Annotated in this window: 25 protein-coding genes and 2 pseudogenes; 11 read left to right on the top strand and 16 right to left on the bottom strand. The window is 65.7% G+C overall.

Annotated elements, in window-relative coordinates; genetic code table 11:
- Positions 1-451: 451 nt before the first annotated feature.
- Positions 452-683: pseudogene (locus L810_RS49780) on the top strand (hypothetical protein); the annotation flags it as partial.
- A gap of 267 nt (positions 684-950) precedes the next feature.
- Here L810_RS49780 and L810_RS20725 read toward each other — a convergent pair.
- Positions 951-1,331, bottom strand: a complete 381-nt coding sequence (locus L810_RS20725; RefSeq protein ID WP_021160240.1) for a winged helix-turn-helix transcriptional regulator — start codon at positions 1,329-1,331, stop codon at positions 951-953.
- Positions 1,332-1,412: 81 nt separating this feature from the next.
- On the opposite strand from L810_RS20725, the gene L810_RS20720 reads away from it, so the two are divergent.
- The gene (locus L810_RS20720; RefSeq protein ID WP_021160239.1) at positions 1,413-2,039 is read left to right on the top strand and encodes an NADPH-dependent F420 reductase; all 627 of its coding nucleotides are present in this window, start codon (positions 1,413-1,415) and stop codon (positions 2,037-2,039) included.
- 224 nt (positions 2,040-2,263) lie between these two features.
- Here the strand turns inward: L810_RS20720 and L810_RS20715 are convergent, their stop codons facing one another.
- On the bottom strand, positions 2,264-3,148 hold the full coding sequence (locus tag L810_RS20715) for a LysR family transcriptional regulator (RefSeq protein ID WP_021160238.1): 885 nt from the start codon (positions 3,146-3,148) through the stop codon (positions 2,264-2,266).
- A 106-nt stretch (positions 3,149-3,254) separates the two neighbouring features.
- Between L810_RS20715 and L810_RS20710 the strand changes: the two genes are divergently transcribed.
- Positions 3,255-3,863, top strand: coding sequence for a short chain dehydrogenase (locus tag L810_RS20710; protein ID WP_021160237.1), 609 nt, complete (start codon positions 3,255-3,257; stop codon positions 3,861-3,863).
- 364 nt (positions 3,864-4,227) lie between these two features.
- Here the strand turns inward: L810_RS20710 and L810_RS20705 are convergent, their stop codons facing one another.
- The gene (locus L810_RS20705; protein WP_021160236.1) at positions 4,228-5,151 is read right to left on the bottom strand and encodes a LysR family transcriptional regulator; all 924 of its coding nucleotides are present in this window, start codon (positions 5,149-5,151) and stop codon (positions 4,228-4,230) included.
- A gap of 67 nt (positions 5,152-5,218) precedes the next feature.
- Here L810_RS20705 and L810_RS20700 point away from each other — a divergent pair, with 67 nt between their 5' ends.
- Positions 5,219-5,836 (top strand): LysE family translocator, encoded by a 618-nt coding sequence (locus L810_RS20700; protein ID WP_021160235.1) that lies wholly within the window; start codon positions 5,219-5,221, stop codon positions 5,834-5,836.
- A gap of 93 nt (positions 5,837-5,929) precedes the next feature.
- Here the strand turns inward: L810_RS20700 and L810_RS20695 are convergent, their stop codons facing one another.
- Positions 5,930-6,562 (bottom strand): FMN-dependent NADH-azoreductase, encoded by a 633-nt coding sequence (locus L810_RS20695; RefSeq protein WP_021160234.1) that lies wholly within the window; start codon positions 6,560-6,562, stop codon positions 5,930-5,932.
- A gap of 132 nt (positions 6,563-6,694) precedes the next feature.
- Here L810_RS20695 and L810_RS20690 point away from each other — a divergent pair, with 132 nt between their 5' ends.
- Positions 6,695-7,573 (top strand): LysR substrate-binding domain-containing protein, encoded by an 879-nt coding sequence (locus L810_RS20690; protein ID WP_021160233.1) that lies wholly within the window; start codon positions 6,695-6,697, stop codon positions 7,571-7,573.
- A gap of 20 nt (positions 7,574-7,593) precedes the next feature.
- On the opposite strand, the gene L810_RS20685 is transcribed toward L810_RS20690, so the two are convergent.
- Positions 7,594-9,069, bottom strand: a complete 1,476-nt coding sequence (locus L810_RS20685; protein WP_021160232.1) for a coniferyl aldehyde dehydrogenase — start codon at positions 9,067-9,069, stop codon at positions 7,594-7,596.
- 45 nt (positions 9,070-9,114) lie between these two features.
- Here L810_RS20685 and L810_RS20680 point away from each other — a divergent pair, with 45 nt between their 5' ends.
- Positions 9,115-9,852: a TetR/AcrR family transcriptional regulator gene (locus L810_RS20680; protein ID WP_257008914.1), complete on the top strand. Its 738-nt coding sequence runs from the start codon at positions 9,115-9,117 to the stop codon at positions 9,850-9,852.
- Positions 9,853-9,855: 3 nt separating this feature from the next.
- On the opposite strand, the gene L810_RS20675 is transcribed toward L810_RS20680, so the two are convergent.
- The 3 genes from L810_RS20675 to L810_RS20665 all read right to left on the bottom strand — a co-directional run bounded on the left by L810_RS20675 (position 9,856) and on the right by L810_RS20665 (position 12,712).
- Positions 9,856-10,365, bottom strand: a complete 510-nt coding sequence (locus L810_RS20675) for a MerR family transcriptional regulator (RefSeq protein ID WP_021160230.1) — start codon at positions 10,363-10,365, stop codon at positions 9,856-9,858.
- A 127-nt stretch (positions 10,366-10,492) separates the two neighbouring features.
- The gene (locus tag L810_RS20670; protein WP_021160229.1) at positions 10,493-11,737 is read right to left on the bottom strand and encodes a saccharopine dehydrogenase family protein; all 1,245 of its coding nucleotides are present in this window, start codon (positions 11,735-11,737) and stop codon (positions 10,493-10,495) included.
- Between the two features lie 57 nt (positions 11,738-11,794).
- Positions 11,795-12,712 (bottom strand): acetoacetate decarboxylase family protein, encoded by a 918-nt coding sequence (locus tag L810_RS20665; RefSeq protein ID WP_021160228.1) that lies wholly within the window; start codon positions 12,710-12,712, stop codon positions 11,795-11,797.
- Between the two features lie 151 nt (positions 12,713-12,863).
- Between L810_RS20665 and L810_RS20660 the strand changes: the two are divergent.
- Positions 12,864-13,187: pseudogene (locus tag L810_RS20660) on the top strand (alpha/beta fold hydrolase); the annotation flags it as partial.
- Between the two features lie 24 nt (positions 13,188-13,211).
- Here L810_RS20660 and L810_RS20655 read toward each other — a convergent pair.
- A complete protein-coding gene (locus tag L810_RS20655; RefSeq protein WP_021160226.1) occupies positions 13,212-13,931 on the bottom strand; it encodes a glutathione S-transferase family protein in 720 nt (239 codons plus the stop codon).
- Positions 13,932-14,103: 172 nt separating this feature from the next.
- Between L810_RS20655 and L810_RS20650 the strand changes: the two genes are divergently transcribed.
- Positions 14,104-15,084 carry a helix-turn-helix transcriptional regulator gene (locus L810_RS20650; protein WP_021160225.1) on the top strand — a complete coding sequence of 327 codons (981 nt, stop codon included), beginning with the start codon at positions 14,104-14,106 and terminating at the stop codon, positions 15,082-15,084.
- An 82-nt stretch (positions 15,085-15,166) separates the two neighbouring features.
- Here L810_RS20650 and L810_RS47400 read toward each other — a convergent pair whose 3' ends face one another.
- The 3 genes from L810_RS47400 to L810_RS20640 all read right to left on the bottom strand — a co-directional run bounded on the left by L810_RS47400 (position 15,167) and on the right by L810_RS20640 (position 17,474).
- Positions 15,167-15,346 carry a DUF2827 family protein gene (locus tag L810_RS47400; protein WP_021160224.1) on the bottom strand — a complete coding sequence of 60 codons (180 nt, stop codon included), beginning with the start codon at positions 15,344-15,346 and terminating at the stop codon, positions 15,167-15,169.
- 45 nt (positions 15,347-15,391) lie between these two features.
- Complete coding sequence (locus L810_RS20645; RefSeq protein WP_021160223.1) at positions 15,392-16,036, bottom strand: HD domain-containing protein; 645 nt, start codon at positions 16,034-16,036, stop codon at positions 15,392-15,394.
- Positions 16,037-16,235: 199 nt separating this feature from the next.
- Positions 16,236-17,474 (bottom strand): SfnB family sulfur acquisition oxidoreductase, encoded by a 1,239-nt coding sequence (locus tag L810_RS20640; protein ID WP_021160222.1) that lies wholly within the window; start codon positions 17,472-17,474, stop codon positions 16,236-16,238.
- Positions 17,475-17,767: 293 nt separating this feature from the next.
- On the opposite strand from L810_RS20640, the gene L810_RS20635 reads away from it, so the two are divergent.
- On the top strand, positions 17,768-19,039 hold the full coding sequence (locus tag L810_RS20635; RefSeq protein WP_021160220.1) for an acyl-CoA dehydrogenase family protein: 1,272 nt from the start codon (positions 17,768-17,770) through the stop codon (positions 19,037-19,039).
- Positions 19,036-20,439: an LLM class flavin-dependent oxidoreductase gene (locus tag L810_RS20630; protein ID WP_021160219.1), complete on the top strand. Its 1,404-nt coding sequence runs from the start codon at positions 19,036-19,038 to the stop codon at positions 20,437-20,439. The genes L810_RS20635 and L810_RS20630 overlap by 4 nt, the downstream gene beginning before the upstream one ends.
- 485 nt (positions 20,440-20,924) lie before the next feature.
- On the opposite strand, the gene L810_RS20625 is transcribed toward L810_RS20630, so the two are convergent.
- From L810_RS20625 to L810_RS20610, 4 genes are all read right to left on the bottom strand, one after another.
- On the bottom strand, positions 20,925-21,455 hold the full coding sequence (locus L810_RS20625; RefSeq protein ID WP_021160217.1) for an OsmC family protein: 531 nt from the start codon (positions 21,453-21,455) through the stop codon (positions 20,925-20,927).
- Between the two features lie 483 nt (positions 21,456-21,938).
- Entirely contained in the window at positions 21,939-23,504 is a 1,566-nt protein-coding gene (locus tag L810_RS20620; RefSeq protein WP_021160216.1) for a methyl-accepting chemotaxis protein, read from the bottom strand.
- A gap of 300 nt (positions 23,505-23,804) precedes the next feature.
- Positions 23,805-24,215 (bottom strand): VOC family protein, encoded by a 411-nt coding sequence (locus L810_RS20615; protein ID WP_021160214.1) that lies wholly within the window; start codon positions 24,213-24,215, stop codon positions 23,805-23,807.
- A gap of 150 nt (positions 24,216-24,365) precedes the next feature.
- Positions 24,366-24,911 (bottom strand): AAA family ATPase, encoded by a 546-nt coding sequence (locus L810_RS20610; RefSeq protein WP_021160213.1) that lies wholly within the window; start codon positions 24,909-24,911, stop codon positions 24,366-24,368.
- Between the two features lie 18 nt (positions 24,912-24,929).
- On the opposite strand from L810_RS20610, the gene L810_RS20605 reads away from it, so the two are divergent.
- Positions 24,930-26,126 (top strand): PDZ domain-containing protein, encoded by a 1,197-nt coding sequence (locus tag L810_RS20605; protein WP_081712884.1) that lies wholly within the window; start codon positions 24,930-24,932, stop codon positions 26,124-26,126.
- The last annotated feature ends 12 nt before the right edge of the window (positions 26,127-26,138 follow it).

Genomic DNA, 26,138 nt, shown 5'->3' with positions numbered 1-26,138 from the left:
ATTGACTCCGAACCACGCACCGATTCCAAATCCCTTCGCGGACCTCGAAACGTCAGCCATTGCAAGACTTCACCTGGTGCAATATCACGTGCACCCGATGAAGCCGTCCCGGCTCGCGCGTACGCCCCCGTGCGTTTCAATCATCACACGTCCACAAGCTGACAACGCCCACTCCCTTCGCCAATGCCTGAAAATTTCGCTGATCATCGAACATACAGCGTCTCGTTCTCCATATTTTTCTGCATGGTACAACAAACCAAAGCCGACTGAACTCATTTTTCATGTTCCAGTTACCTAGTTATAAATATAAGTCTATTTAATATATTAACGCTAATTTACATATGACTCCCTTTCCCGCCCACTCTTGTGCCGATCCGCCCTGGAAACCCTTGACGCAAATGAGCGTCAGTGTTTCGGAGGCAATTTTCCCAACAGGAACGGAAGGTTGGCGATGAAGCGCAAGCAGTACTCGGTGGGGCAGATCGTGGCCGCGCTCAGCGGACTGAGTTGGGCATGCCAGTGGCGGATCTGGTTCGGCAACGGGAAATATCCGAGCAGACGTGTTCAAGCGTGAAGGTTGGCGCGTGAGTCGGAACCGGGCCTATCGACGCTACGCGGAAGAACAACTGCAACCGCGCTCGAAGCTGCCGACGCGCCGCAAGGTGATCGCGTCGCGCCGTGAGCCCTGACGGCCGCGGACATCGTCAGTCGTGCGGCGCTGGCCATGTAGGTCTACCGCTACCAGGCGCAGATCGACTTCGACCGGAAATATTGCGCGAGCCGCCCGCGCCGGCGCCGAATCGCGCCAGTGTCTGCCGGAACGAATCGACCACTTTTTTCGTTCTGCACCATACCTCGATAGTTTCACCCTGATGGCGTCTCGAGTGACCGCGCGAACTACGAGCATGCCGGCACATAAAAGGCCTGAACCCAACCCGAATCCCCTCCCTCTACTCCGCATGCTCACGATCGAACGCACGATTACTCGCCTCGATCGCCGCGAGCGCATTCTCCGCCCACGCCTTGAGATCGATGACGAGTGGAAGCAGCGTACCGGCCAGAGAACTCAGCGCGTACTCCACACGCAGCGGCAGTTCGTCATAGGCATTGCGCACCACCAGTCCGTCGCGCTCCATCGCGCGCAGCGTCTGGGTCAGCATCTTCTGCGACACACCTTCCAGGCGACGCTTGATGTCGCCAAAACGCATCGGCCCATCCTTCATCGCGACCATGGCCAGCACGGTCCACTTCTGCCCGATACGCGCAAGCACCGCGCGTGACGGACAGACTTTCAGGAACGCATCGGGCGGCAACTCGATCTTCTTCGTCATGGTTACTCTCAGGTACCTAATTGATTGCAGAAACCGGAATTGAAAGAATGATGCCACCCAATCAATCGTGAGGTACATGCCATGAAGATCGCATTCCTGGGCGGTGGAAACTTTGGCGGGAATCTGGCCGAATTGCTGGTCACGGCGGGACATGATGTGGTGGTCGGCTTGCGCAATCCCGCGAGGGTGCGTCCGGGCGCCCGATACCGAATCGTGTCGCTGGAAGAGGCTGCGGCGCATGGTGATGTTGTCGTCATCGCCGTCCTCTATCAGGCGTGCGCCGAGGTACTTCCCTCCCTTGCACATCAGCTGGCCGGCAAGGTCGTTGTTGACGCAACGAATGCGCTGAAGGACGACTGGTCGCCACTTCCGCTGGGGGTCGACGGATCGGCAGCCGAGGCGATCGGCCACTTGCTGCCGGGCGCGCGTCTGGTGAAGTGCTTCAACACGGTGTTCGCCGACATCATGACGCCGGATCGCATCGATCGGGGCGGCCATGCCGTTACGGCATTCATCGCGGGCAACGACGTCCAGGCCAACACGACGGTCGCCGGGATCGCGGAAAGCGCGGGGTTCGCGCCCGTCGTGACCGGCCCCTTGAACAACGCCCGTTATCTCGAGGCCATGGCACACCTCAATATTCAGATCGCCGTAGGTCGGGGCGGCGGAACGAATGCCGGCTTCGTGTACCACCGCGCGCTCGCTTAGAAACCTGGGCGTTCAACCTCGACGCGGTCGCCAATGGAATCCCGGCCGCGCAGAAATGGCGCGGCGCCAGCGGGCTGGCGATCGCTTCGGCTCTCAAGTGCCACGCACTCGCGACGCGTCGCCTGCTTCCCGTTGGTTCAGTTGGCACATAGACACCAGCAACGCGTCGTTTCCTGTCGACATTCGATTCGCCACGAATCCACGATCGCTACCTGCGTTCGACTTCAGCGCCCCGCACCATGTTCGATCAAATGCTCGACGAAACGAGTCAGCTTCGGCAATGGCCGCCGATCGTGCCGATACACGACATGAACCGGGTGCGGCGCCGGCAAGTACGCTTGCAACACCGGCACCAGCGCGCCACTCGCCAGATCGTGCGCCACCAGAACTTCAGGCTGCAGCAACAATCCCGCGCCCGCGATGGCGGCCATGCGCAGCCCGTTCCCGTCGTCGCACGTGAAGACCGGATCCTGCGAAACCTGCGGCCCGTCCCACCCGCCGAGCTTCCACCCGTTACGGCCGTTCCACACCGAGTGAGACAGGCAGTGATGCATGCCCAGATCCTGCGGCGTCTCCGGACGTCCATGCCGCGCGAGGTAACCGGGCGATGCGCAAATCACCATGCGATACATGGTCAACGGCTTTGCGATCAGATCGACGTCACCCAGTTCGCCAATTCGAACGGCGAGATCGAATCCCTCGTCCACCAGGTCGACGACGCGATTGCTCAACGCCAACTCGATGCGCACGAGCGGATGCATCTGCTGGAACGTCGCGGCCAGCGGCGCGACGACGCATGCACCGAAGGTAATCGGCGCGCTGATCCGCAACGTGCCGGACGGCGACGCACGCAATCGCTCGACCGACGTCTCGGCGATCCGCACCTGTTCAAGCGCGCGCCTGGCGTCTTCGTAGAACACGCGCCCCGCATCCGTCAGGCTCTGCCGTCGCGTGGTGCGCTCCAGCATGCGCGCGCCGAGGCGCTCTTCAAGTTCGCGCACGTACTTGCCCACCATGACCGCCGACATGCCAAGCCGCCGCGCCGCCTCGGTGAAGTTGCCCCCTTCCACGACGGCAACGAAGGTTTCCATTGAACGCAGCTTGTCCATATTGCGAACCAGCGATTAGTAGTGTCGGAAATTAGAGCACATTTATCTCAATATTGGTTCGAAGAACAATGGCTGCTCCAACCTGAAACCGAAAAGGAGTGGTTCCATGAAGATCGTTGTAATCGGCGCCGGCGGAGACGTCGGTCGTGCCGTGGCAGATGAGCTTGCGCGTGACGGAAAACACGAAGTCGTTCGCGTGGGTCGCACTTCCGGCGACCATCAGGTCGACATCACCCGTGACGAGAGCGTGAGTGCGCTGTTCGAGAAGATCGGGCAAGTCGACGCAATCGTCGTCGCCGCGGGCAATGTCATCCTTGCCCCGATCGAGAAGATGACGGCGGCCGACTTCCACCGGGGATTGCAGGACAAGCTGCTGAGCCAGGTGCGTGTCGCACTGGTGGGCCAGCACTATCTGGTCGACGGCGGGTCGATCACGCTGACCTCGGGCATCGCGGTCGACGATCCGATTGCGCAAGGCGCCCATGCCGCTGCGTCGAATGCCGGGATTGAAGGATTCGTGCGCGGGGCCGCGTGCGATTTTCCGCGCGGCATCCGGATCAACGTCGTGAGCCCGACGGTGCTGACGGAATCCATGGATCGGTTCGGTCCGTTCTTTCCCGGCTGCGAGAGCGTGCCGGCGTCACGTGTGGCCATGGCCTATCGACGCAGCGTGGAAGGCGTGCATAGCGGTCGCGTCTATCGGGTCGGTCATTGACGTTGAGGGCTCGCACCGCGAGCCGGAATTCCTCGCGCCCCTGCCTGCCCCAGATTCCGCCACGCCATCACCGCACCGGCCACCAGCAACAGAACCGAAACGATCAATGCCCGCGCCATCCCGTGAACGAACGTCGCGCCGTCTGCCGCCCGAACGGATCTCTGGCTGGTCGTACATGCCGACCTCAGACATGCGCCGACGATTCGCGCGGCAATCGACTTCATCGTGGACGTGACGGGCAGGACGTTCGCGCCGGACGCCCGACCGTAGCGACGGCGACTACGGTCGCCCGATCGTGCTGGCCGAGCCGGCCGTCAGCACGCCGCTCATCGTCAACCGCCCGTCGACAGCATCCGCGCGCCGTTCAGGCCACCGCCCTCAACCACGCAAGCACATCCGCCTGCGCACGGCCTGCCACCACTGGCTCCGGCGTCAACAGGCAGTAGTGCGAACCATCCTCGACGAACCCCATCGGCGCGACCAGCACACCGCTTTCGATATCGTCGCGAACGAGATGCCACGGGCCGATGGCGACACCCAGCCCCGCAACCGCCGCCTGCAGGCTGAAGTAGAAATGGTCGAACACCTGCCCGCGCCCGCGCACGGCCGGCTGATGCGCGGCAACCGCCCATTCCTTCCACGCGTCCGGCCGTGTCCGCGTGTGCAACTGCGGAACGTCCGTCTTCAACGAGCGACTACCGCGACGAGCGGAAAACCACGCATCGACCTTGTCCGGCCGGCACACCGGCCCCACCCGCTCCGCGAACAGACGCTCCGCGTGGTAACCCGCCGGCCACGCAAAGTCGTTGCGTCGAATCGCCATGTCGATGCCGCTGTCGAATGAAAACGGGCCACCCGCGGCCGCCAGGTGAACGTCGACGCCCGCATGTCGCGCCTGAAAATCCGGCCAGCGCGGAATCAGCCAGCGCATCAGCAGCGTCGGCTCGCACGACAGGACCCAGCGCCGCGCCCGGGCGGCCTCGGTGCGCAATTCCTGCGCGGCGTGACGCATCAGCCCCAGACCGTCGTGAACCGCCTGCGCCAGCTTGCGGCCCGCGTCGGTCAGGAACACGCGCCGGCTGCGCCGCTGGAACAGCGCCACGCCCAGGTCGTCCTCGAGCAGCCGCACCGCGCGGCTGACTGCGCCGTGGGTCAGGCACAGCTCGTCGGCGGCACGGCTGAAATTTTCGTGACGCGCCGCCGCCTCGAAGCAACGCAGCGCCATCAGCGAAGGCAGGTTCGCGCGCATCGGTTGTGAATCCCACTCACCATTCTGGTCAGAAATCATCGCTATTCCGGATGAAGCATGACCCATAAGATTGCGCCATCAAACCATCAATCGCAAGGACAGGACGATGACCGAACTGATAGTCGTAGTCACCATCACGCTGCTGGCCGTGATCAGCCCGGGCCCGGACTTCGCGATGGTCACGCGCAACAGCCTGATGCTGTCGCGCCGCTCGGGCGTGCTCACCGCGCTGGGTATCGGGCTGGGCGTGACGGTTCACGTGAGCTACACGCTGCTGGGCGTCGGCCTGCTGATCCGGCAATCGTTGTGGCTCTTCAATGCCGTCAAGCTGATCGGCGCGATCTACCTGGTCTACCTCGGCGTGAAGATGCTCATGACGAAAGCTGGCAGCGGGCAGACCGACGCGCCGGCCGCACCGCTGTCGGACCTGGCCGCGTTGCGCACCGGCTTCCTGACCAATGCGCTGAACCCCAAGACCACGGTGTTCATCGTCAGCCTGTTCATGCAGGCCGTGCGGCCCGACACACCGCTGATCGTGCAGATCGGCTACGGTGCATTCATCGCGCTGGCGCACGCCGGCTGGTTCAGTCTGGTGGCCGTGTGCTTCTCCGCGACGGCCGTCCGCGATCGCCTGCTGTCGCTGCGGCACTGGATCGACCGCACCTTCGGATGCCTGCTCGTCGGCTTCGGCGTCGCGCTCGCCATCGCGCGCGGCGGGCGCTGATCCGGGCGTCCACGCCGCACGCCGACACAAGCGCCGGGTGCACACCGCCCACGCACCGACACGCCGACGCACCGGATACGCTGCGCGGCAGCGTCAGAACCCGCGCGCGATCGATCGGGCTTCGTCGATCGCGCGGCTGCGATCGACCTTTCCGTCGGCACCGAACAACGTACGCTCGACGACGATACCCGTGACGTCCGTCACGCCCACGAACCTGAGCCAGGTTTCCATGTACGGGCGCTGAAGATCGAACTCGGCAGCCGGCGTAAACGAACCCGGCGACTGATAACCGAGCCCACGCGCGTAGACCACGGCCGCCTTTTTCCCGGCCAGCTTGCCGGTGAAGCCCGCGTCGTCGAACGTGAACAGCACGTCCTTCTGCGAGATCGCATCGATCAGGTGCTTGAGCTTGTACGGAATACTGAAGTTCCACAGCGGCACGCCGAACAGAAACTTGTCCGCTGCGTGGAACGGCGCTGCGAGCTGCTCGATCCGCTGCCATGCCGCCGCCTGCGACGGTGTCAACGCGGTGCCGCTCAGCCCCGCATATTTCGCGGCCAGCGCGTCTTCGTCGAATTCGGGCATCGCCAGATCCCACACGTCGAGCTTCCGTATTTCATGATCGGGGTGCGCGTGCCGGTACGCGTCGAGAAACGCATTGCACACGTCGATGGATGCGGAATATGCCTTGTTGGGTGAGCCTTCGATATAGAGCACGCACGTCATGGAGCCGGTCCTTGCCAGGAGTGACGGCGACGCGCCGGATGCGCGGTCGCCCACTACGGTTCGCAGCGTATCGAGCCCGCTTATAATTTGGAAACGATATTAATTGATTGAATTAACCCGGATTTGTGATCAATGGAGAATCCTCTCGACACGGCGCTGCTTCAAACGTTCGTCGCCGTCGCCGACGTGCGGAGTTTCACCGGCGCCGGTCGCAGGCTGAATCTCAGCCAGTCCGCGGTCAGCGCCCAGATCGTTCGTCTCGAAGAACAGGTCGGCCAGGCGCTGCTCGTGCGCAATACGCGCAGCGTCACGCTCACCGCGCATGGCCAGACGCTGCTCGGTTACGCGCGCGCGATGCTCAATCTGAGCGGGGAAGCGAGGGCGCGGCTGGGAGCCGGCGACGCAGCCGATACCCGGCTGCGCATCGGCGCATCGGAGGATTTCGCGGAAGGCTGGCTGCCGGACGTGATGCGCCGCCACGCGGCCACGCGGCGCGGCTTGCGGCTGGACCTGACGGTCGACATCGGCGACAGCCTGTTTCGGCGGCATGCCAGCGGCGAATTCGATCTCGTGATCGGCAGCCGGTGCGCGCACACGGATCAGGGCGCGACGTTGTGGCAAGAGCCGCTCGTCTGGGCATTTGCGCGCCACGAGCGGTTGCCGGAAGGCGAGGTGCCGCTCGCGTGCTTCCCCGATCCTTGCCCGTACCGGGGCGCCGCCCTCAAGGCGCTCGCGCTGGCCGACCTGCGCTACCGGATCGCGTGCGAAAGCCCGAGCGTCAGCGGCATCCGGACATGCGTGCGCGCCGGCATCGCCATCGCGCCGGTGCCGCGCAGCGCGATCGACGGCACGCTCCGGGAGCTCGGCGTGGCCGACGGCTTGCCGGAACTGCCGGAAGTCGAATTCGTGCTGATGCATGACGCGCGGATGCCGGCCGCGGTCGAATTCGCCGCGACGATCTTCAACGAAGCCGCCGTTCGCACGGGAGCGGGCAAGCGCACTACACCCTAGCAGGCATCGTGCGGCGCCGTTCAGCGCTTGGCGCTCAATCCCGCGCGCACGCCCACCGGTTCCCGGCTGCGCTCCAGTAACGCCGCCAGCGAGAGATCCGCGAGCTTGCCGAACGGCGCGCGCAGCAGGCTCGGCAGGTTCCAGCGCCCCTGCACGAACACGCCCTTCGCGTGGCTCATCGCGCGGAATCCCTCGATGCCGTGATACGCGCCCATCCCGCTCGGACCGACGCCGCCGAACGGCAGGTCTTCCTGCGCGACATGCAGGAGCGTGTTGTTGATGCCGACATTGCCCGACGTGGTGCGCTTGAGCAGCGACTCGCAGTCGCCGTCCTGCGCACCGAAGTAATACAGCACGAGCGGACGCGGACGCGCATTCACGTAGTCGACGACTTCGTCGATCGTGCGATACGTGCGCACCGCCAGGATCGGCCCGAAGATTTCTTCCTGCATGACGGCCGTATCGTCGCCGGCGCCGACGATCAGCGTGGGCGCGAGCGTCCGCTTGCGGGTCGCCGCCTGCTGCGGGTTCACGCCCGCCTCGATCACGCGCGCGCCCTTGCTGCGCGCCTCGTCGACGAGCCCCTTCAGGCGGTCGTAATGCCGGTCGCTGACGATCGACGTGTAATCCGGGCTCGTCGGCCCGTCCGGATAGAAGCGCGCGACGGCCGCATCGTATTGCGTGACGAACGCGTCCAGGTCGTCTTCATGCACCAGCGCATAGTCGGGCGCCACGCAGGTCTGTCCGCCGTTCGACAGCTTGCCGAACACGATGCTCGACATCGTCCGGCCATCGACATGCCCCCGCGCGACGATCGCCGGGCTCTTGCCGCCGAGTTCGAGCGTCACCGGCACCAGGTTCTCGCTGGCCGCCTTCATGACCTTGCGGCCCACCTGCGTGCTGCCGGTAAACAGCAGATGGTCGAATGGCAGGCCGCTGAAGGCCGCACCGACTTCCGGGCCGCCGAGCACGACCGCGACTTCTTCGCTCGGAAAGGTCTCCGCGAGCATCCGGCGCATCACCTCGCTGGTGCGCGGCGTCAGTTCCGACGGCTTGAGCATCGCGCGGTTGCCCGCGGCCAGCGCGGTCGCCAGCGGAATGAAGGTGAGCGAGAACGGGTAATTCCACGGCGCCATCACGCCGACCACGCCAAGCGGCTGGTACTCCACGTGAGCCTGCCCGGCCCGATAGAGAATTCCGACGTGCCGGCGCTGCGGCTTCGTGAAGCGGCGCAGGTTGCGCGTCAGGTAGTCGATCGCCTGGATCACGCCGACCAGTTCCATGATCGCAGTCTCGTGCCGCGAGCGATTCCCGAAATCGGCGCTGATCGCCTCCTCCACTTCGCGGCGATACGCCAGCACCACGGCGCGCAGCCGCGCGAGCCTGGCCTTGCGCTGCTGCAAGGTCGGCGGCCCCTCGCTGACGAACGCGTTGCGCTGGCGGGCCAGCAGCACCGCCGGGTCGAAGCTCGAGATGGATTCTGCGGAAACGGCCATGGTGCACCTCACGAGGTTGCGTGGATGTAGACACTGTCAACTTGCATGCGGCGGATCATAGGCCCACAATGTTTTCCCTGTCAACATAGGAGCAATACGATGTCGTCGGATGAGGATGCGGACGCCGGGCAAAAGGCTTATCACCACGGGGATCTGCGTCGCGCGATCATCGAAACGGCGCTCGACACGCTGCAGGAGCAGCAGGGCTGGCAGTTCACGCTGCGCGAAATCGCGCGGCGCGCGAACGTCAGCCACTCCGCGCCGTACCGGCATTTCCCGGACAAGGCCGCGTTGCTGCACGAGCTCGCACTGATCGGCTTCGATCGCCTGCGCGACGAGCTCGCCGCGTCCATCGATCCCGCGGCGAGCGCACCGGACGTGCTGCTGGCGCTCGCGTATGCCCATCTCGCATTCGGGCAGCACAACCCGGATCTCTATCGACTGATGTTTGCCGCGGATGCCGGGGAGCCCTCGGACATCCATCTCGATCCACGCGTGCAGGCGCCTTTCCTGCTGGTCGTCGACATCCTGGAACACGGCCAGCGCGCCGGCACGATCCGCGCGCGCCCGGCGCTCGGCCAGGCGACCGCCTGCTGGGCGCATCTGCATGGCCTGACGATGCTGGCGATCGACAGGCGGCTGGTGCGCGAAAAGGTCGGCGATCACGCGATCGAAGATGCGCTGACAACCTTGCTGGACGGACTCGTACTGCCCGCCAGCCCTGCGCGGGAAGCGAAGACGAAAACAAAAACAAAAGCAAAAGCAAAAGCGAAAGGGTCTTGACCTTCAACTTTGCTTAAAGGTTATGGTTTGCCTCGGCAGCGTATCGAGGCCATGGGTATGTGTACTGCCATCCGACAATCCGGCGGCGGCCTCGCCGCCCTCCGCCGCATCCCCCGGCGGGACCCGCGACAGCAATCGTTTCGCATGGGTCGCACAATCGACCGACGCCGGTTTCGCCGCGATTTCGGCGATCAGCGACATGACCTGCGCCTTGCTGCGCGCCAGCCGCGCCTCCAGTGCCTCGATGTCCCGCACCTTGCGGTGCAGCGCGTCCAGCAACGCATCGCATGGCCACTGCGCGAGGCCGGCTGGAATCAGCATGCGAATCTCGTCGAGGCTGAAATCCGCCTTCTGCGCGGCCGTAATCAGGTCGAGCACCGTCACCGCTTCCTGCGGATAGGAGCGATAGCCGTTCGCTTCGCGCGCGACGAGCGTCAACAGACCGATGCGCTCGTAGAAGCGGATGCGCGAAGGAGTAAGGCCGGTGCGTTCCGCCAGTTCCCCGATCTTCATGTTCCGATACTCCTTCGCCGGATCGCATCCGGCCATCCGTCCCGTCGGGGCTGCAGGTTGTCTCCTGAAATTGATTCGCTATCCGATCTTTATCGGCTTCCTGTCGCAGTGCCGACGGCGCGCACGATCAAATCACGTCGAAACGCAGCCCCGCGTGGCGAACCAGGCGTTCGATGTAGCGTTCGTCGAACATCGTCGCGGGCGTCCAGAAGCCACCGCCGCGGCCGATCTTCACGCCGTCTCCGCTGCAGTCCAGTGCGAGACCGATCGCGGCCTGGCCGAGCATCTTGCCGGTAGAGCCATAACCCGGATCGCGGTCGCCGGTGACTTTCACGCGCAAGGTCCGCCCGTCGTCGGCGCGACCGAAGAAACGCAAATCGTAGCGGCCGGCCAGCTGGGCGGCCGCACTCGGCCCCTCGCCGGGCTTCGGCAGCAGAAAACGCTCCATCAGGCTGCGCACCGGCTTGATGAGGACACCGACCATGAACGCGCCGAGGCCGGCCACCATCGTCATCGCCGTCAGGCGGCCCTTGAGGCCCGTGCCCGTCATCACCGCTTCGTCGTACGTGAAGCGGCTGCCGTACGCGTTGCCGGCCAGCGCATTGGAACGATGCACGACACGCTCGTTGATCGCGGCCATCACGAACGGCGCGATCCACGCGTCGAAGTCGCGATCGAACGCCGCGGATCGCACCGCATGCTGGCGTATCGTGAAGCCGTGCCCCTTCGGGCACAGCGAATAAGGATCGAGCAGCTCCCTGCGCAACGCGGGATCGGCGGCCGCTTCGCGGACGACGTTGATCACGCTCGCCACCGTGCCGCCCGACGCGCCGCCCTTCAGCGTCCTGACGCGCATCTTCACCTGCGCGGCCGGCACGCCCCACCGCTGCCGCGCCTGCTGCTGCAGGAAGAACGCGCCCATGTCCGACGGCACCGAATCGAAGCCGCAGCAATGGACGATGCGCGCGCCGGATTGCCGCGCCGCCGGTTCGTACCTGTCGATCATCCGTTTGATCCACTGCGTCTCGCCGGTGAGGTCGCAGTAGTCGGTGCCGGTTTCCGCGCAGACCCTGACCAGCGGCTCCCCGTAAAGCGCATAGGGGCCGACGGTGGACACGACCACGCGCGTCTGCGCGCAGAGCGCTCGAAGCTGCGCTTCGTCGGCCGCATCGGCAACGATGATCGGCACCGACTGCCCCGCCGCACCCAGCGTATCCCTGACCTGCCTGAGTTTCGCTTCGGAGCGGCCGGCGATGGCCCAGCGCAGCGTCTCGCCGGAGCCCGACAGGTACTCGGACAGGTAGCGGGCCAGGATCTGCCCGACGAAACTGGTGGCGCCGAATACAACGAGATCGTGGGTCGGCTGGGTCATCGGCGGTTCCTCATGGGTGATTCCTTCGGCGCGGGGGTGCCGCGAACGGACGTGGCGTCAGCGCTGCTTTCCGGGTGCATCGAAGGCCTTCAACGGGGTCGGCAGGTTCAGGACCAGCTGCGCGTCCTTCACCACGTCGAGACGCAGGATGGTGGACGCGCCCAGCCCGTCGAGCAGTTGGCTCAACGGGCCGCCGTGCCGCACGAGCTCGACGTTGCGCGGCAACAGGCGCTGGGCGAACGATAGCGCATTCGTCTGCACCGATGACTGGTGCCATTCGCCGTCGATGCGATTGATCATCGTCGTCGAGCCCATGTGCGACTGCGATGCGACGTGGGTCAGTTCCGGCAGCGGCGCGCTCAGGCTCAGGTCCGGCCGGCCGCCCGGGCCGGCGATGCGGGCGCGGGCGGTGGCGCCGAGGTCCACGTCGATATCGGCGAGCCACTTCGGCAACTGATAACCGTGCACGCCGCGCACTCGCGCGATTTCCGTGGTGACCGGCAGCGCGAGCACGTGCGCGAAGAAGCTCCGGCGCCGCATCGAATCGATCAGCTCGCGCGCGTGCGACCCCGTCGCGCCGGGCCGGCGGATGACCACCGCGACGGACACTTCGTCATACGGATCGTTGTCGCACACCGAATACGAGAAGAAGGTCAGCGCGACCAGCCCGTACCCGGGCAGCGCACGCAGCGGTTCGAGCGGCACCGGCAGCGTGGTCCGCAGGCGTTCGAGCGGCGCAAGGAACAGCAGCTGGATGCTGCTGGAACGGTAGTAGAAATTCGGCGCCCAGGTCGGGCCGACCCGCGAAGCAACCTGACGCTTCGGAATCCGACGGAAAAAATCGATGTTCCCCGCCGCGGGATCGCGCGCCACCTCGTCGAGGTCGGGATTCATCCGGAACCGGTCGTAGTACCCGCCTTCGGGCACGTCGACCGTATGCGGCCCGAATTCGACCTGTGTCAACCGCCTGTCCATGTTCGTCGCCTCTCGTCGATGATCGGCCGTGGCAGGCAACACCCGAAGCCTGCTGACTCACCGCCGTCAGCAAGCACTCTAGGATTGAAGTCGACTTTAAGGTCAAGGACCGAAATAGAGGGGCACGTCGGATCGCGTCGGGACAATCGCCCCGTTCCACGGCTACAACCGCGACGGCGCCAGACCGTCGCAAGGCGTCATCCGGAACGGGTGGCGGCAGGGCATGATGGGCAGCACGAAGGCCCACTACGACGGCATCGTCGCGTTCTCGCAGACCGATTTCACCGAAGACCTGAAAAACACCACGATTCCCGTTCTCGTGATGTATGGCGACGACGACCCGATCGTCCCGTATGCCGATTCCGGTCGCCTGTCGGCGAAGCTGGCGAGGAGCGGCACGCTGAAGACGTACCGGGGCTTCCCGCACGGCATGCCCACGTCCAACGCCGACCTGCTCGCGCTCATCCGCGGCTGAACACGGCAAGCGCCAGCGCGGCCTTCAGCGGCAATCGTCGCCGAAGGCCGTCTCCCCGCGCCTGTCCGCTCCCGACGGCAGCGAGTCGTGCCCGCGAAGAAAATCGGGAACCGCTTCTCCGATCGAGGCGAGATACCCGGCCATCGCGCCGGCGACCTTGCGCACGGCGGGACGTGCGGTCATGCGCTCACGCCACGCGAGCAGGCGCGGCGTTTCGTCCGTCATCGGTGCGCCCTTGCGCGCGCCGAACAACTGCGCCATGTAGAACGCGATGTCGGCGTACGAATACGCACCGGCCAGAAACTCGCGATCCGCCAGCTCGTGCTCCATGCACCGATAGTACCGGGCCGCTTCGTCACGCGCGGCCCGCGCGGCCGGATCGTCCGGCGTCGCTTCCAGCCCCATCAGCCGGACGACGTGCGGAAAGTAGATTTCGTCGCTGCCGTGTTCGAGCTGGCGCGCGATCGCGCGCGCCGCCGGATGCGCCGGCCACAGCGCGGGAGCGGGCTTCAGATCCTCGAAGTACTCGAAGATCTGCGTGGAATCGAAGAGTTCCAGATCGCCGTCGATCAGCACCGGCACCTGGCGCTTCGGGTTGATGCGCACGACATCCGGATGTTTGGGGTCGTAGCCGCGACGCTGGCTGAAGGGCGCCATCACCAGCTCGAAGTCGATGCCCTTCTCGTGTGCCGCAATCTCGACCTTCGCTCCAAACATGCTCAGCGGCCCGGAAATTATCTTCATGGTTCGCACTCCAGTGAGGTCAGGCGCTACCCGCGTCGAACACCGGGCGGCTGTACCCGCATGCGCGCGTTCATGCCGGAACCCGGTGTCGATCAAGCGGATCGGGAATACGACACAGCATAAGTCCGATAACATGACACCTCATGTCAGGTATTCGAGGTAACGTGCGCTCATGAAAGCAAGCCGCCTGTTGTCGATCATGATGATGCTGCAAGCGCGCGGCCGGATGACGGCACCGGCGCTGGCCGCCGCGCTGGAAGTGTCCGAGCGCACGATCCTGCGCGATATCGACCAGCTTTCCACGGCCGGCGTGCCGATCTGGGGCGATCGCGGCCGCAACGGCGGCTTTCAGTTGAGCGAAGGCTGGCGCACCGACCTCACGGGGCTCACCGACCACGAGGCGCACGCGCTGATTCTGGCGGGTCTGCCCGGGCCCGCGCGAGAACTGGGCCTCGACGGCCTGGCGGCCTCCGCCCGGCTGAAGATGATGGCCAGCCTGCCGCCCGGTTCGCGCGAGCACGCCGATCGTGTCGCCAGCCGGCTGCACGTCGACACCGTGGATTGGTACCGGGCGCAGGAAACGCCGGCATTCCTGCGCGAAGTCGCCGATGCGGTGTGGGGTTCGTACCGTATCGACGTGAAGTACCAGAGCTGGCGCGGCACGTCCCGCCGCGCGCTCGAGCCGCTCGGCCTCGTGCTCAAGGGCGGCGCCTGGTACCTGATTGCCAGGATGGTCGGCAAGCCCGGCGCACTCACGTTCCGGCTCGCGAACATCCTCGAACTCCACGCATCGCGCCGCCGCTTCAGGCGCCCGGCGCGATTCGATCTGGCGACGCACTGGCGCGACGCGATGACCCGGTACGAAACCGATCTCCATCGGCTGACCGCCCATGTCGCGGTGTCGCCGCGCGGCGAAACCTGGCTCGTCAACGCGCGAATCAGGACCGCGCCGGTCTTGCAGCATGCGGGGAGTGCGGAGGTACCGCCGGGATGGAAGGAGTATCTGATACCGATCGAATCGATCGAGCACGGCGCGCGGACACTGCTGGGGTACGGCGCGCACGTGAAAATCCTGGGGCCGCAGGCGCTCAAGGATCAGTTCATCGACGCGCTATCGCAGGTGAAAGCGCTTTATCAGGCGGGGGGCGATTGAAGCATGGGCTTCGATTGCAGGGCAGCCGTTGCGCGATGCGCTTCCACGCTGCAGGCTCGCAAAAAAAAGCGACCTCTACGGTTCATGCTTTGGTAACGTCGATATTCGGCTCCGCGATGGACAGCCGTCTTGCCTGCCCGGTCGGGCGATACTCTCCGCGATGCGGACGAGTCGCCGATCGTTCTTCGACGCATATCGGATCCCAACCGTAGTGGAAGGGTTTCATCGTGAAATCGTTCGCACAATGAAATGAAATCGTCATTCCCGATTCCGGCCGACTGCTCATCCGAAGGCTCCGTCGACGAAATCAGATCTCGTCGGCGAACTCGTCGAGAAAGCGCTGCAACCGGTCGCGACGAACGATCGCCATCCGGGTACCGGTGACGGTCTGGAAACCGGTTGAAAGCCTCAGCAGTTTCGTGCGGAAGTGATCGATCGCGAAACGCGTGTCGTCGAGTTCCCGTTCCGATGCGTGCGGATCGGCCGGGTCGTACAGCGCACTGCCCATCCGGCCCGCGACATAAAAGCATCGCGCGACGCCTACCATGCCGATCGCATCGAGCCGGTCGGCGTCCTGCAACACCTTTGCTTCGAGCGTCGTCGGCGCGATACAGGCCGAGAAACTGTGCGCTTCGACCGCGTGAGCAACGGCGTCGATCTTCGCGTCAGGCCAATCCAGCGACTTCAGCACCTGCCGGGCCTTTTGCGCCGACAGCCGCGATGCCTGCGCGCGAAGCGGGGAATCCTTCTCCACCGCCACGCAGTCGTGCAGCAATGTCGCGGCGAACAGCACCTCGGCGTCGCCGCCTTCCTCCGCGTGGATCGCGGCCGCGTTCTTCCATACGCGTTGCAGATGCGAAGTGTCGTGGGAACCGTCGCCGTCGGCGCCGCTCCAGTGAGCCAGCAGGGCCTTGGCCAGATCCTGAAAGGGTGTGAACGCAGGGAGGGTCATGAGGGGCGGCAGTCGGGGTCGGGATGCCGATTATCGCCGCAAGTGCTTCACGGCACACGATCGGCAGCCCGATCCGCCGTTGATCCCGGCGACTGCGCGTCGAACGCAGTGCCGGGTTCGCCACACGATCGTGCGGATGCATCAGACCGCGGCGGTTCACTCGGTCATCGCCGGGCGAAAAACCACGATCGCAACGGCTTCAATTCCACGCATGGCGCGCCGGGCGCACGCCGTTCAGGTAGTAGTTGCCGACGAGGTGATATTTCCAGCGCACCGGATCGTGCAGCGTATGCGTGCGTGCATTGCGCCAGTGCCGGTCGAGGTTGTGCTCGGAAAGCGTCGCCTGCGTGCCGGCCAGTTCGAACAGCTTCTCGCCCGCGAGCAGCGCGATCTCCGTCGTCAGCACCTTTGCCTCGCCCACCGCCACCGACGCGCGCGCGACGTCGTCCTCGGTCACGTCGCCGCGCGCCGCGATCTCGTCGAGCGTGCGCGCCGCGCGCTCGAGCAACGCCTCCGCCGCATGCAGCTGAATGTGCAGATGGCCGATCTCGCGGATCGTCAGCGGATCGTCCACCGCACGCTCGACGCCGCTGTCGACCCACGGCCGCGTGCGTGTGCGCACGAACGCCAGCGTATCGTCGAGCGCGGCCCGGGCGATGCCCGCGTCGATCGCGGCCTGGATGATCTGTGACAGCGGCCCGTTCAGCGTCGGCAGGTCCGACACGCGTTGCGCCGGCAGCACGTGCGACGCAGGCACGCGCACGTTGTCGAGCACGACCGTGCCGCTCGCGGTGGTCCGCTGCCCGAATCCCGACCAGTCGTCGATCACGGTCAGCCCCGGCGCCGGCTGGCGGATGTATGCGAGCCACGCGCGGCGCTCGTCGTCGAGACCGAGCACCGGCACGTAATGCGCGAACAGCGCTCCGGTCGAATAGAACTTGGTGCCGTCGACGACGTAATCGTCGCCGTCCCGGCGCACGCGCGTCTTCAGGTCGAGCACGTGTTTCGTGCCCTTCTCCGAAAAACCGTTGCCGAACCGCTTGCCGCTCAGCACTTCGGAAAAGAAGAGGCGCTTCTGCGCGTCGGTGCCGGTCAGCGCGATCACGTCGACCAGCCCGAAATGATTCTGCGGCAACTGCCCGAGCGACGGATCGGCCGCGGCGACGATCTTCACCACCTCCGTCAGCGTCACATGCGAGACGCCCGCACCGCCGTAAGCCTTCGGCACCGTGATGGCCCACAGCCCCGACTGCGAGAACCATTCGATCTCGTCGCGCGGTAACCGGCGCTCGCGGTCGCGCTCGGCCGCGCCTTGCGCAAGCCGTTGCGCAAGCGCGTGCGCGGCCGCGATGGCCTGTGCGTCGTCGGCGATCACGCTGGCCGCCTGCGGTTGCGTATCGGCCGGTCGTTCCTGGATCGTGGCGCTCGTCTCTGACATCGGGCTCTCCTGCTGGTTGACGGAAACGTTCAATCTAGCAGCGCACCGAGCGCCGGCAAACCGAGCGATTCGCACAACGATATTCCTTCGAACGACAAACGATGCGGCACGCCGCGCGAAAAAAACCGCGCGTCAGCAGCGACATCGACGCCCCGGCATCGATGCCACGGCGCGTCGCCCGCGTAATGCCCGGCAGCGATAAGGATGTACGAATCCGTTATTGGATCGTCCGCATCGTGCTTCCTATACTGGCCTGCCGGCATCGACGGCCCCCGCCTTTCAAGGACCACCGCATGACTTCATCTCCCGCCGCAACCGAACTTTCCACCGGCACCGACTATGACGCGCTTGCCAGCCGCTTCAGGCCGATCTTCGAACGCATCGCGGCCGGCACCGCGGAACGCGAACGCCGCCGCGAACTGCCGCACGAGGCGATCGGCTGGCTGAAGGCCGCCGGCTTCGGCGCCGTCCGGCTGCCGCTGCGCGACGGCGGCGCCGGCGCATCGCTGCCGCAGCTGTTCCAGTTGCTGACCGAGCTCGGCGCCGCCGATTCCAATCTGCCGCAGGCCTTGCGCGGGCACTTCGCGTTCGTCGAGGACTGGCTGAACGCGCCGCCCGGCGCCGATCGCCAGACGTGGTTCGATCGCTTCGCGAGCGGCCAGCTCGTCGGCAATGCATGGACCGAGACCGGCGACGTGTCGCTCGGCCAGACCATCACGAAGGTGTCGGAAAAGAACGGCCGGCTCGTGCTGAACGGCCGGAAGTTCTACAGCACCGGCAGCCTGTTTGCCGACTGGATCGACGTGTTCGCGCAACGCGCGAGCGACGGCAGCGACGTGATCGTCGCCGTCGCGACCGCGCAACCCGGCGTGATCCGCGAAGACGACTGGGACGGCTTCGGCCAGACGACGACCGGCAGCGGCACCACGCGCTTCGAGGACGCGACGGTCGACGCACGGGACGTGATCGACTTCGCGCGACGCTTCAAGTACCAGACCGCGTTCTACCAGCTCTTCCACATCGCGACGCTGGCCGGCATCGGCCACGCGATCGTGCGCGACGCCGGCGAGCTGGTGCGCCACCGCACCCGCGTGTACAGCCACGGCAACGCACCGCGTGCCGGCGACGACGCGCAGCTGCAGCAGGTGGTCGGCGAGATCGCGTCGTGGGCCTACGCGGCCGACGCGCTCGCGCAGCGCGCCGCGCAGCCGCTGCAACGGGCCTACGAAGCGCACTTCGGCGGCGACGCGGCGGCCGAGCACGATGCGAACGTCGCGGCCGAGATCGAATCCGCGCAGAGCCAGCTCGTCGTGTCGGAACTCGTATTGCGTGCGGCGACGCACCTGTTCGACGCGCTCGGGGCGTCCGCCACGCGCAGCACGACGGCGCTCGACCGCCACTGGCGCAACGCGCGCACCGTGTCGTCACACAATCCGCTCGTCTACAAGGCGCGGATCGTCGGCGACTGGGTCATCAACGGGCGCACGCCGCCGTTCGTCTGGCAGGTCGGCAACGGCACGGGCGCGGGCGCGGACACGCAAGCAGAAACCGGAGCCGCGCAATGAGCAAGACCGGCAAGACCATCCGCTTCAACGCGTTCGAGATGAACTGCGTCGGCCACCAGTCGCCCGGGCTGTGGGCCCATCCGCGCGACCGGTCGTGGCAGTACAAGGATCTCGACTACTGGACCGACCTCGCCCGCGTGCTCGAGCGCGGGATCTTCGACGCGATCTTCATCGCGGACGTGATCGGCTACTACGACGTCTACAAGGGCAGCAACTATCACGCGCTGCACCAGGCCGCCCAGATCCCGGTCAACGATCCGCTGCAGCTCGCCGCGCCGATCGCGATGGCGACCGAGCATCTCGGCATCGGCATCACCGCGTCGACGACGTTCGAACACCCGTACACGTTCGCGCGCCGGCTGTCGACCGCCGATCATCACACGAAGGGCCGGCTCGCGTGGAACATCGTCACGTCCTACCTCGAAAGCGGCGCGAAGAACGTCGGCGATCACGGCCTGCGCACGCACGACGATCGTTATGCGGTCGCGGCCGAATACGTCGAGGTGCTGTACAAGCTGTTCGAAGGGAGCTGGGAAGACGGCGCGGTAGTGCGCGACCGCGACGGCCGCGTGTTCACGCATCCGGAGAAGGTGCACGAGATCGGCCACAAGGGCCGCTTCTTCGACGTGCCCGGCTACCACCTGTGCGAACCGTCGCCGCAACGCACGCCGGTGCTGTTCCAGGCCGGCGCGTCCGGCCCCGGCAAGGCGTTCGCCGCGCAGCATGCCGAATGCGTGTTCGTCGCCGCGCCGACCCGCGCGCAGCTCGCGCGCTACGTGGCCGACGTGCGCGCGCAGGCCACCGCCGCGGGGCGTGACGCGAGCAAGGTATTGATCTACAACCTCGTCACCGTGATCGTCGACGAAACCGACGAGAAGGCGCAGGCCAAGTTCGACGAATATCGCAAGTACGTGTCGTATGACGGCTCGCTGGTATTCATGTCCGGCTGGACCGGCATCGACTTCGGCCAGTACGCGCCGAACGATCCCGTCCGGCGCGTCGAGACGAATGCGATCGTGTCGGCGGTCGAACACCTGTCGGGCGGCGACACCGCCTGGACGATCGAGGAACTGGCGGCCTGGGGCGGCATCGGCGGCCTGGGCCCGGTGTTCGTCGGCTCGGCGGCGACGGTCGCGGACATCCTGCAGGAATGGGTCGCCGCAACGGACGTGGACGGCTTCAACCTCGCGTATGCGGTCGCGCACGAAACCTTCGAGGACGTCGTGCGTCATCTCGTACCTGAACTGCAGCGGCGCGGCGTGTATCCGACCGGCTATGCGCCGGGCACGCTGCGCGAGAAACTGTTCGGCGGATCGGCGCGGCTGCCGGACGAACATCCGGCCGCGCAGTTCCGCGACATCGAGCAGGTCAAGCGCGATGCCGAGCGGGTAGCGGCCTGAGCGGACGGCATTGCGGCAGCTGGTCGGCCCGTGTGCGGGCCGGCCGGCTTCACGGCAGGCAGCAACCGGTGCGTCGGGCCGCTCGCCCGACACCTCTCCCGATCGCTGCTCTCCCCCTCACTCGAGGAAGCCCGATGCAGCCCCGCCGCGCGTTCTGCCTGCGCACTCGCGCATCGACAGCAATGCAGATATCGCGGTAACGATGACGCGCGCACTGATGAAAGCGCGCGTTTTCCAGCGGACGAACATTCGCGCGATCTGATTCCGGACTGATTCATCACCGATTCGTCGCTGGCATCTCCCGACCCCGATCCGGCACACGTTCAACGCCAGGGCAACGCATCCGCAGTGTCACGCGCGTGCGGCGAGCATCGCCGTCGTATCGGCGCCCCAACAGGGTGCGCGGGAGATCGAGCGTGCCCGCTCACGTCGCAGCCCCGAACGATGCCGCGACGCGCCGGTGCACCGACGCACATCAACCGTGCTCAACCGTGCGTATGCCGCAATTCGCCGTCGATCGTCTGCGGCAGCGTCAACAGGTTGAAGATCGGGCACACGGCCTCGACCGCCTGATGCAGTGCACGAATCGTCTCCGGCGGTTCGGGCGACACGATATCGAGCGTGTAGCGGAGGTTGTGCGGAAACACCGGCACATGCTCGAAGCCCGGCTGCTGCGCGAGCGGATGCTGGTCGCCGGTCACCTCGACTTCGATCGAGTCGATCTTCAGGCCGCGCTCCGCGGCCTGGATCAGCGTGATGTGCGTCAGGCAACTGCCGAGCACGCCGAGCTGCAGCTCCGGCGACGCCGGCCCGAGGTTGTAGCCCGCAAAGTCGGGCGGACTGTCGCTGATCACCTGGAAATCGCGAATGCGGATCTCGCGCACGCCGCTGCGGCCCAGTGCACGCACGGTCGCTTTCAGCGGCGTCGCCTTGAATTCCGGATCGTTGCGCGCGGCATCCTTTTTCGCGAGCCAGGCGTCGCGCTTCTGTTCGAGATAGTCGTTCAGTGTCGTCATGGTGGGGCCGGTAAGGTCGCAATCATCGGCCTCGCATGCGACGGCCGGTTGAGGGGAGTCGTCATGCTATTCCGATCCGCTTCGGCCACTAAACGATCTTTCCAGCAAAGCAATTCGCGCCGCGCGATGTCACATTGCAACCTCCGCGTTCAGGAACGCGTCGGCAGTTATGCACCGGCCGCCGACTTATCCACAATTTCCGTGCATAACCCTGTGGAGAACCTGGCGGCAATCGCGCTGCCGCCCTTGCCGACAGGTGTCGCCGCGCCGCCGTCGCCGCATCGCGGGCACTGAACGAGAACAGCGGCGCATCGGGTTCGACGCTCGCCTGGATCCGGTTCCTCATCGTGCCGGCGCGTCGGTTGAGTCAATATCGGCAGGCAGGATGTCCGCACCAGAAGCGTGCTGCTTCGACGACGTCCGCACCGTGTCCTGCCGCGATCGCGGCCCGACGATCCGGTGCCCGTCGCCCGCGTCGAGGCATCACGCGAGCGCGTCGTCACGCAGACGGAACTGCGCGACCGCCGCGCTCAGCCGCGCGCCTTGTTCGTCGAGCGACAGCGCGGCGGCCGCGGCCTCCTCGACCAGCGCGGCATTGCGCTGCATCGCCTGCTCCATCTGGATGACCGCGGCGTTCACCTGCTCGATGCCCGACGATTGCTCTTCGAACGCGTGGCTGGTGTCGCTCATGATCGTATTGACGCGCTCGACCGCGGCGACGAGCTCGGCCATCGCCGAGCCGGCCAGTGCGACGAGACCGCTGCCGTCCTCGACGCGCTGCGCGGAATGGCCGATCAGCTCGCGGATTTCCTTCGCCGCCGACGCGCAGCGCTGCGCGAGCCCGCGCACCTCGGTCGCGACGACCGCGAAGCCGCGCCCTTGCTCGCCCGCGCGCGCGGCTTCGACGGCGGCGTTCAATGCGAGGATGTTGGTCTGGAACGCGATGCTCTCGATCACGCCGACGATCCCGGAGATCTTCGCGGAACTGTGCGAAATCGCCGACATCGTCTCGACGACGCGCTGCATCGCGTCGCCGCCGCGCGACGCGATGCCCGCCGCGCCCTCGACGTAGGTGCGGGCATCGCGCGCGTTGTCCGCGTTCTGGCGCACGGCCGCCGTCAGCTGCTCGACGCTCGCCGCCGCCTGCTGCAGCGAAACGGCCTGCTGCTCGGTACGCGCCGACAAGTCGACGTTGCCGCTCGCGATCGTGCGGACGTCGCCGACGATCGTCTCCGTACTCGTGCGCACCTGGTTCACGGTGTCGACGAGGCCGTCCTGCATCCGCTTCAGCGCATGCAGCAGATACGCCATCTCGTTCTCGCCGGGCACGACGACCGTGCCGGTCAGGTCGCCCTTCGAGATCTTTTCGAACTGACCGACCGCGAGCCTGATCGGCTCGATGATCGCCTTCGCGAGCACGCGCTGCGCCACGAAGCCGACGACGAGCGCGAGCACCGCGACCGCGACCATCCCCCACACGATCCGGTGGAAAAGGACACCGGCCGCCTCGTAGCGCGCCTTTTCTCGCGCAACCTGGAACGATTCGAGCGCATCGATCGCCTCCTGGTACGCGGTGAACAGGGCCGGCGGCGCGGTGCGTTGCGTGTCGAGGAAGCCGAACGCGTCGTCGCCGTCGAGTTGCGCGAGCGCCTTCAGGAACACGCCGTCGAGCAGGGCCCGACGGCGATTCTGCAGCGTGTCGAACAGCGCCTGTTCGTCGGCGCTGCGCGCATGCAGGCGCGCGTAGGCATCCAGTTCGTCGTTGCTCTGCTTGAGGAGCGCGTGGACTTTCGCGACCTCCTCCTTCGCCGACCGGCCGGCACTGATGACCTGCGCGACGTCGCTCATCCGTTCGCGCAGCACGAGCATGCGCTCGGAGCTGGTCTTCAGGTGCAGCAGCGACGCGGTGTCGTCGCGGTACATCGCCTCGAGCGAACCGTTGCCCATATAGAGGGCCGCGATGCATGCGCCGACCACCAGCACGAGCAGCACGGTATAACCCGCGATGGTCGCGACGAGGCCACCACGGATAGTGAGTTGTTTTCGCATGACGTTCCCTTGCGCCGGCCGGGCGCGGCCAGCGGCGGATGTGGATTCCGGATCACGAAAGACGCGCGCCGTGTCGCAACACGCGGCGCATGGGCTGCGAACGGGTTAACGGCGGGTGGAACGGGGAGGTTTTATCCGCACGCGACGCGAATCTTGACGATTGCGACAAAGGAAGCGGAAAGATGCGCTCGACTCGCGCGCCAAGCAGTGCCAACGATTGCGTGGGTCGCTTTCCGCGAGCGTCGGGCGGAACATGAGGAACACGAGGCACGCGAATCGCTCGACGCGCCCGACAGGTATCTAACCGCCGCCGGCCAGCCGTGACCGGATCTCATCAACCGGGAGATCGCGCTGATGCGTCGCGATCTGCCATGTATTTCCCCAGCGGTCTTTCACCATAGCCCGCCTGTCGCCATACGGCATGTCGGCCGGCGCTTCGAGCGGAATCGCGTGTGCCGCGAGCGCCCGCCGATAGGTCAGGTCGGTATCCTCGACATAGACGTACAGAAACGCGGACATCGGATCGCGCAGGCCGTCTTCGCCGCTGATCATCACGACGGAATCGCCGATCCGGATTTCCGCGGGCAACCCGGGGCGGAACGCGCCCTGGGCGTGAAACACCGATCGCATGAATTCGATCAGGTGTTCCGGATCCGGCACCACGATGCGGGGCGTGACGGTATGCCATCCGTCGGGCTGGAATCGGGCCATGTCGGGCAGCCTCCGAAGAGATTTCCGCCGGTATTCTCCTCCGGCTCCCGCGCACTGCAAAGGGCACGCCGCGGCCGGCCGGAATGCCCTTGGGTCAATCGACGCTGAGCGGTCTCGCGCCCTTCCCGGTGGACGATCGACGGACCTCCCTCACGAACCCGGCTTGACGACGCCGGCTTCGTCATAAGCGACGATGTTCAACCCTTCCGTCGCCGTCGGCGCGACGAAGTACCGCGTCATCCTGTCGAACTCGGCGTCCGATGCCTGGAACGGATGATCGCCCCGCGCATTGCGCGCGCGCAGCCGCAACTTGCAGACCGCATCGGTAACGTCGAGGTAATGCAGCCGATGGCCGCAGCCGGCGGCCTGCGCAACGGCGAGCCCCCATGCGCGCGCGGCGACGGTATTGAACGGCACATCCAGCACCACCGACACGCCGGCCTGCAGCACCGCGCGGGCATGATCGGCAATCACGACGCCGACGCGCCTCGCACACCGGACGTAGTCGTCGATCGACAGGATCTCGCCCGGATAAAGATGCGCGAGCCACGCGTCTTCGCTGATCGAAACGACCGGCCCGGCGCTGGCAAGCCGCGCGACGAGCGTCGATTTTCCGGACGCGATCTTGCCGCATACCATGTGGAGCAACACGGCATCGTTCGATGCAGTTGCGTGGAGTGACTTCGCTGTCTGCATTTCCAGGCTCTCCGTCGCATGCCCAGAAAGCAAAAACCCGCCTTCCGGGCGGGTTGTGACGATATCCATTCAGTCGATCGTTATCCCGCCGGCAACATTGCGGCGCGAATAATCGAACGGGTTTGCGAATGGGTCATGCGCATCAGAATAATCAACTGCCCGATCGCGAGCAAGCGGATTCGAAGCGGCATACTTCAACCGGCAGGCTTAAAACTGATACGCTTGCCGGAAAATGAACGGGGAATTCCGTGGCGACTCCGCGCCACCTCCATTCAAATAACAGAACAGATAAGAGGGCATTCCGAGATGAAACGTGGTTTTGTATTTGCCGCCGTGCTGGCGACGTCGTTATTGGCCGCGCAAGCGGCACTGGCGCAGGAAAAGGCCGCGCCGCCCGTCTATACGTGGCTGTCCGAGCGTTTCCCGGATTACACCCGCTACGATTCCCCCGTATTGACCATCAGCGATTCGGGCCTGTCGGCAGACCAAGGCATCGTCGACGCGCAATTGACGCTCGTCCAGTCTCCGCAAGGCGTCGACTCGGTACTGGGGCTGGCCGTCGCGTTCCATACGACGCAGAAGTGGAATTTCAATACCGTGCGCGATTACGGGACATACGGCACCCACTACCGGCAGCCGAAGATCCCGGTCGTGATTCCGACGCTGAACGGCGGCGGCTACGCCGACACCCCATACTGGAACACGTCAGCCGATGGCGCCAAGACCTGGCCCGTCAACGGCGGCGTCTTCGTCATGCTGGACCGCCTCTACCTGAAGACCTACGAGATCAGCGGGACCGACCTCGTGCTCAGCCTCTCGGACTACGACCCGGTCGGCAAGGTCTTCCGGATCCGGATTCCGTCCACGTACCTGTCGCGCTTTCTCACCAGCATTCCGAACGACCGCCGTCTGGTGCCGGAGGAACTGAAGGACCGTCCGATGGGCTTCGGCGTGCATTTTGTCGAGCTGGACGAAGGGATACAGGAGGGGATGAAGGTCCCCAGCAGCGCGATGCAGATCCTCGGTGTGTTGCCCGGCACCGTCGCCGATCGCGCCGGCCTGAAGAACTACGACGTGCTGATCCGGTTCGGCGATCGCCCGCTCAAGACGATGGCCGACCTGGCCGACGCCGTGCATGCGACCGCCAAGGGCACCGTGGTGCCGCTGACCGTCTGGCGCGATGCCAGGGCGGTCACGCTGCAGGCGCAGTTCTGAGCGCGCCGCCGG

Source organism: Burkholderia sp. AU4i (assembly GCF_000466765.1).
GTDB lineage: Bacteria > Pseudomonadota > Gammaproteobacteria > Burkholderiales > Burkholderiaceae > Burkholderia > Burkholderia cepacia.
Note: the sequence above shows the minus strand (reverse complement) of the source record. Positions and strands in the feature narration are given on the sequence as shown.

Excerpts from the sequence above, each read along its gene's own strand:
- L810_RS20725 (WP_021160240.1), bottom strand. The coding sequence starts at position 1,331 with ATGACGAAGAAGATCGAGTTGCCGCCCGATGCGTTCCTGAAAGTCTGT.
- L810_RS20720 (WP_021160239.1), top strand. The coding sequence starts at position 1,413 with ATGAAGATCGCATTCCTGGGCGGTGGAAACTTTGGCGGGAATCTGGCC.
- L810_RS20715 (WP_021160238.1), bottom strand. The coding sequence starts at position 3,148 with ATGGACAAGCTGCGTTCAATGGAAACCTTCGTTGCCGTCGTGGAAGGG.
- L810_RS20710 (WP_021160237.1), top strand. The coding sequence starts at position 3,255 with ATGAAGATCGTTGTAATCGGCGCCGGCGGAGACGTCGGTCGTGCCGTG.
- L810_RS20705 (WP_021160236.1), bottom strand. The coding sequence starts at position 5,151 with ATGATTTCTGACCAGAATGGTGAGTGGGATTCACAACCGATGCGCGCG.
- L810_RS20700 (WP_021160235.1), top strand. The coding sequence starts at position 5,219 with ATGACCGAACTGATAGTCGTAGTCACCATCACGCTGCTGGCCGTGATC.
- L810_RS20695 (WP_021160234.1), bottom strand. The coding sequence starts at position 6,562 with ATGACGTGCGTGCTCTATATCGAAGGCTCACCCAACAAGGCATATTCC.
- L810_RS20690 (WP_021160233.1), top strand. The coding sequence starts at position 6,695 with ATGGAGAATCCTCTCGACACGGCGCTGCTTCAAACGTTCGTCGCCGTC.
- L810_RS20685 (WP_021160232.1), bottom strand. The coding sequence starts at position 9,069 with ATGGCCGTTTCCGCAGAATCCATCTCGAGCTTCGACCCGGCGGTGCTG.
- L810_RS20680 (WP_257008914.1), top strand. The coding sequence starts at position 9,115 with ATGCGGCGGATCATAGGCCCACAATGTTTTCCCTGTCAACATAGGAGC.
- L810_RS20675 (WP_021160230.1), bottom strand. The coding sequence starts at position 10,365 with ATGAAGATCGGGGAACTGGCGGAACGCACCGGCCTTACTCCTTCGCGC.
- L810_RS20670 (WP_021160229.1), bottom strand. The coding sequence starts at position 11,737 with ATGACCCAGCCGACCCACGATCTCGTTGTATTCGGCGCCACCAGTTTC.
- L810_RS20665 (WP_021160228.1), bottom strand. The coding sequence starts at position 12,712 with ATGGACAGGCGGTTGACACAGGTCGAATTCGGGCCGCATACGGTCGAC.
- L810_RS20655 (WP_021160226.1), bottom strand. The coding sequence starts at position 13,931 with ATGAAGATAATTTCCGGGCCGCTGAGCATGTTTGGAGCGAAGGTCGAG.
- L810_RS20650 (WP_021160225.1), top strand. The coding sequence starts at position 14,104 with ATGAAAGCAAGCCGCCTGTTGTCGATCATGATGATGCTGCAAGCGCGC.
- L810_RS47400 (WP_021160224.1), bottom strand. The coding sequence starts at position 15,346 with ATGACGATTTCATTTCATTGTGCGAACGATTTCACGATGAAACCCTTC.
- L810_RS20645 (WP_021160223.1), bottom strand. The coding sequence starts at position 16,036 with ATGACCCTCCCTGCGTTCACACCCTTTCAGGATCTGGCCAAGGCCCTG.
- L810_RS20640 (WP_021160222.1), bottom strand. The coding sequence starts at position 17,474 with ATGTCAGAGACGAGCGCCACGATCCAGGAACGACCGGCCGATACGCAA.
- L810_RS20635 (WP_021160220.1), top strand. The coding sequence starts at position 17,768 with ATGACTTCATCTCCCGCCGCAACCGAACTTTCCACCGGCACCGACTAT.
- L810_RS20630 (WP_021160219.1), top strand. The coding sequence starts at position 19,036 with ATGAGCAAGACCGGCAAGACCATCCGCTTCAACGCGTTCGAGATGAAC.
- L810_RS20625 (WP_021160217.1), bottom strand. The coding sequence starts at position 21,455 with ATGACGACACTGAACGACTATCTCGAACAGAAGCGCGACGCCTGGCTC.
- L810_RS20620 (WP_021160216.1), bottom strand. The coding sequence starts at position 23,504 with ATGCGAAAACAACTCACTATCCGTGGTGGCCTCGTCGCGACCATCGCG.
- L810_RS20615 (WP_021160214.1), bottom strand. The coding sequence starts at position 24,215 with ATGGCCCGATTCCAGCCCGACGGATGGCATACCGTCACGCCCCGCATC.
- L810_RS20610 (WP_021160213.1), bottom strand. The coding sequence starts at position 24,911 with ATGCAGACAGCGAAGTCACTCCACGCAACTGCATCGAACGATGCCGTG.
- L810_RS20605 (WP_081712884.1), top strand. The coding sequence starts at position 24,930 with ATGCCCAGAAAGCAAAAACCCGCCTTCCGGGCGGGTTGTGACGATATC.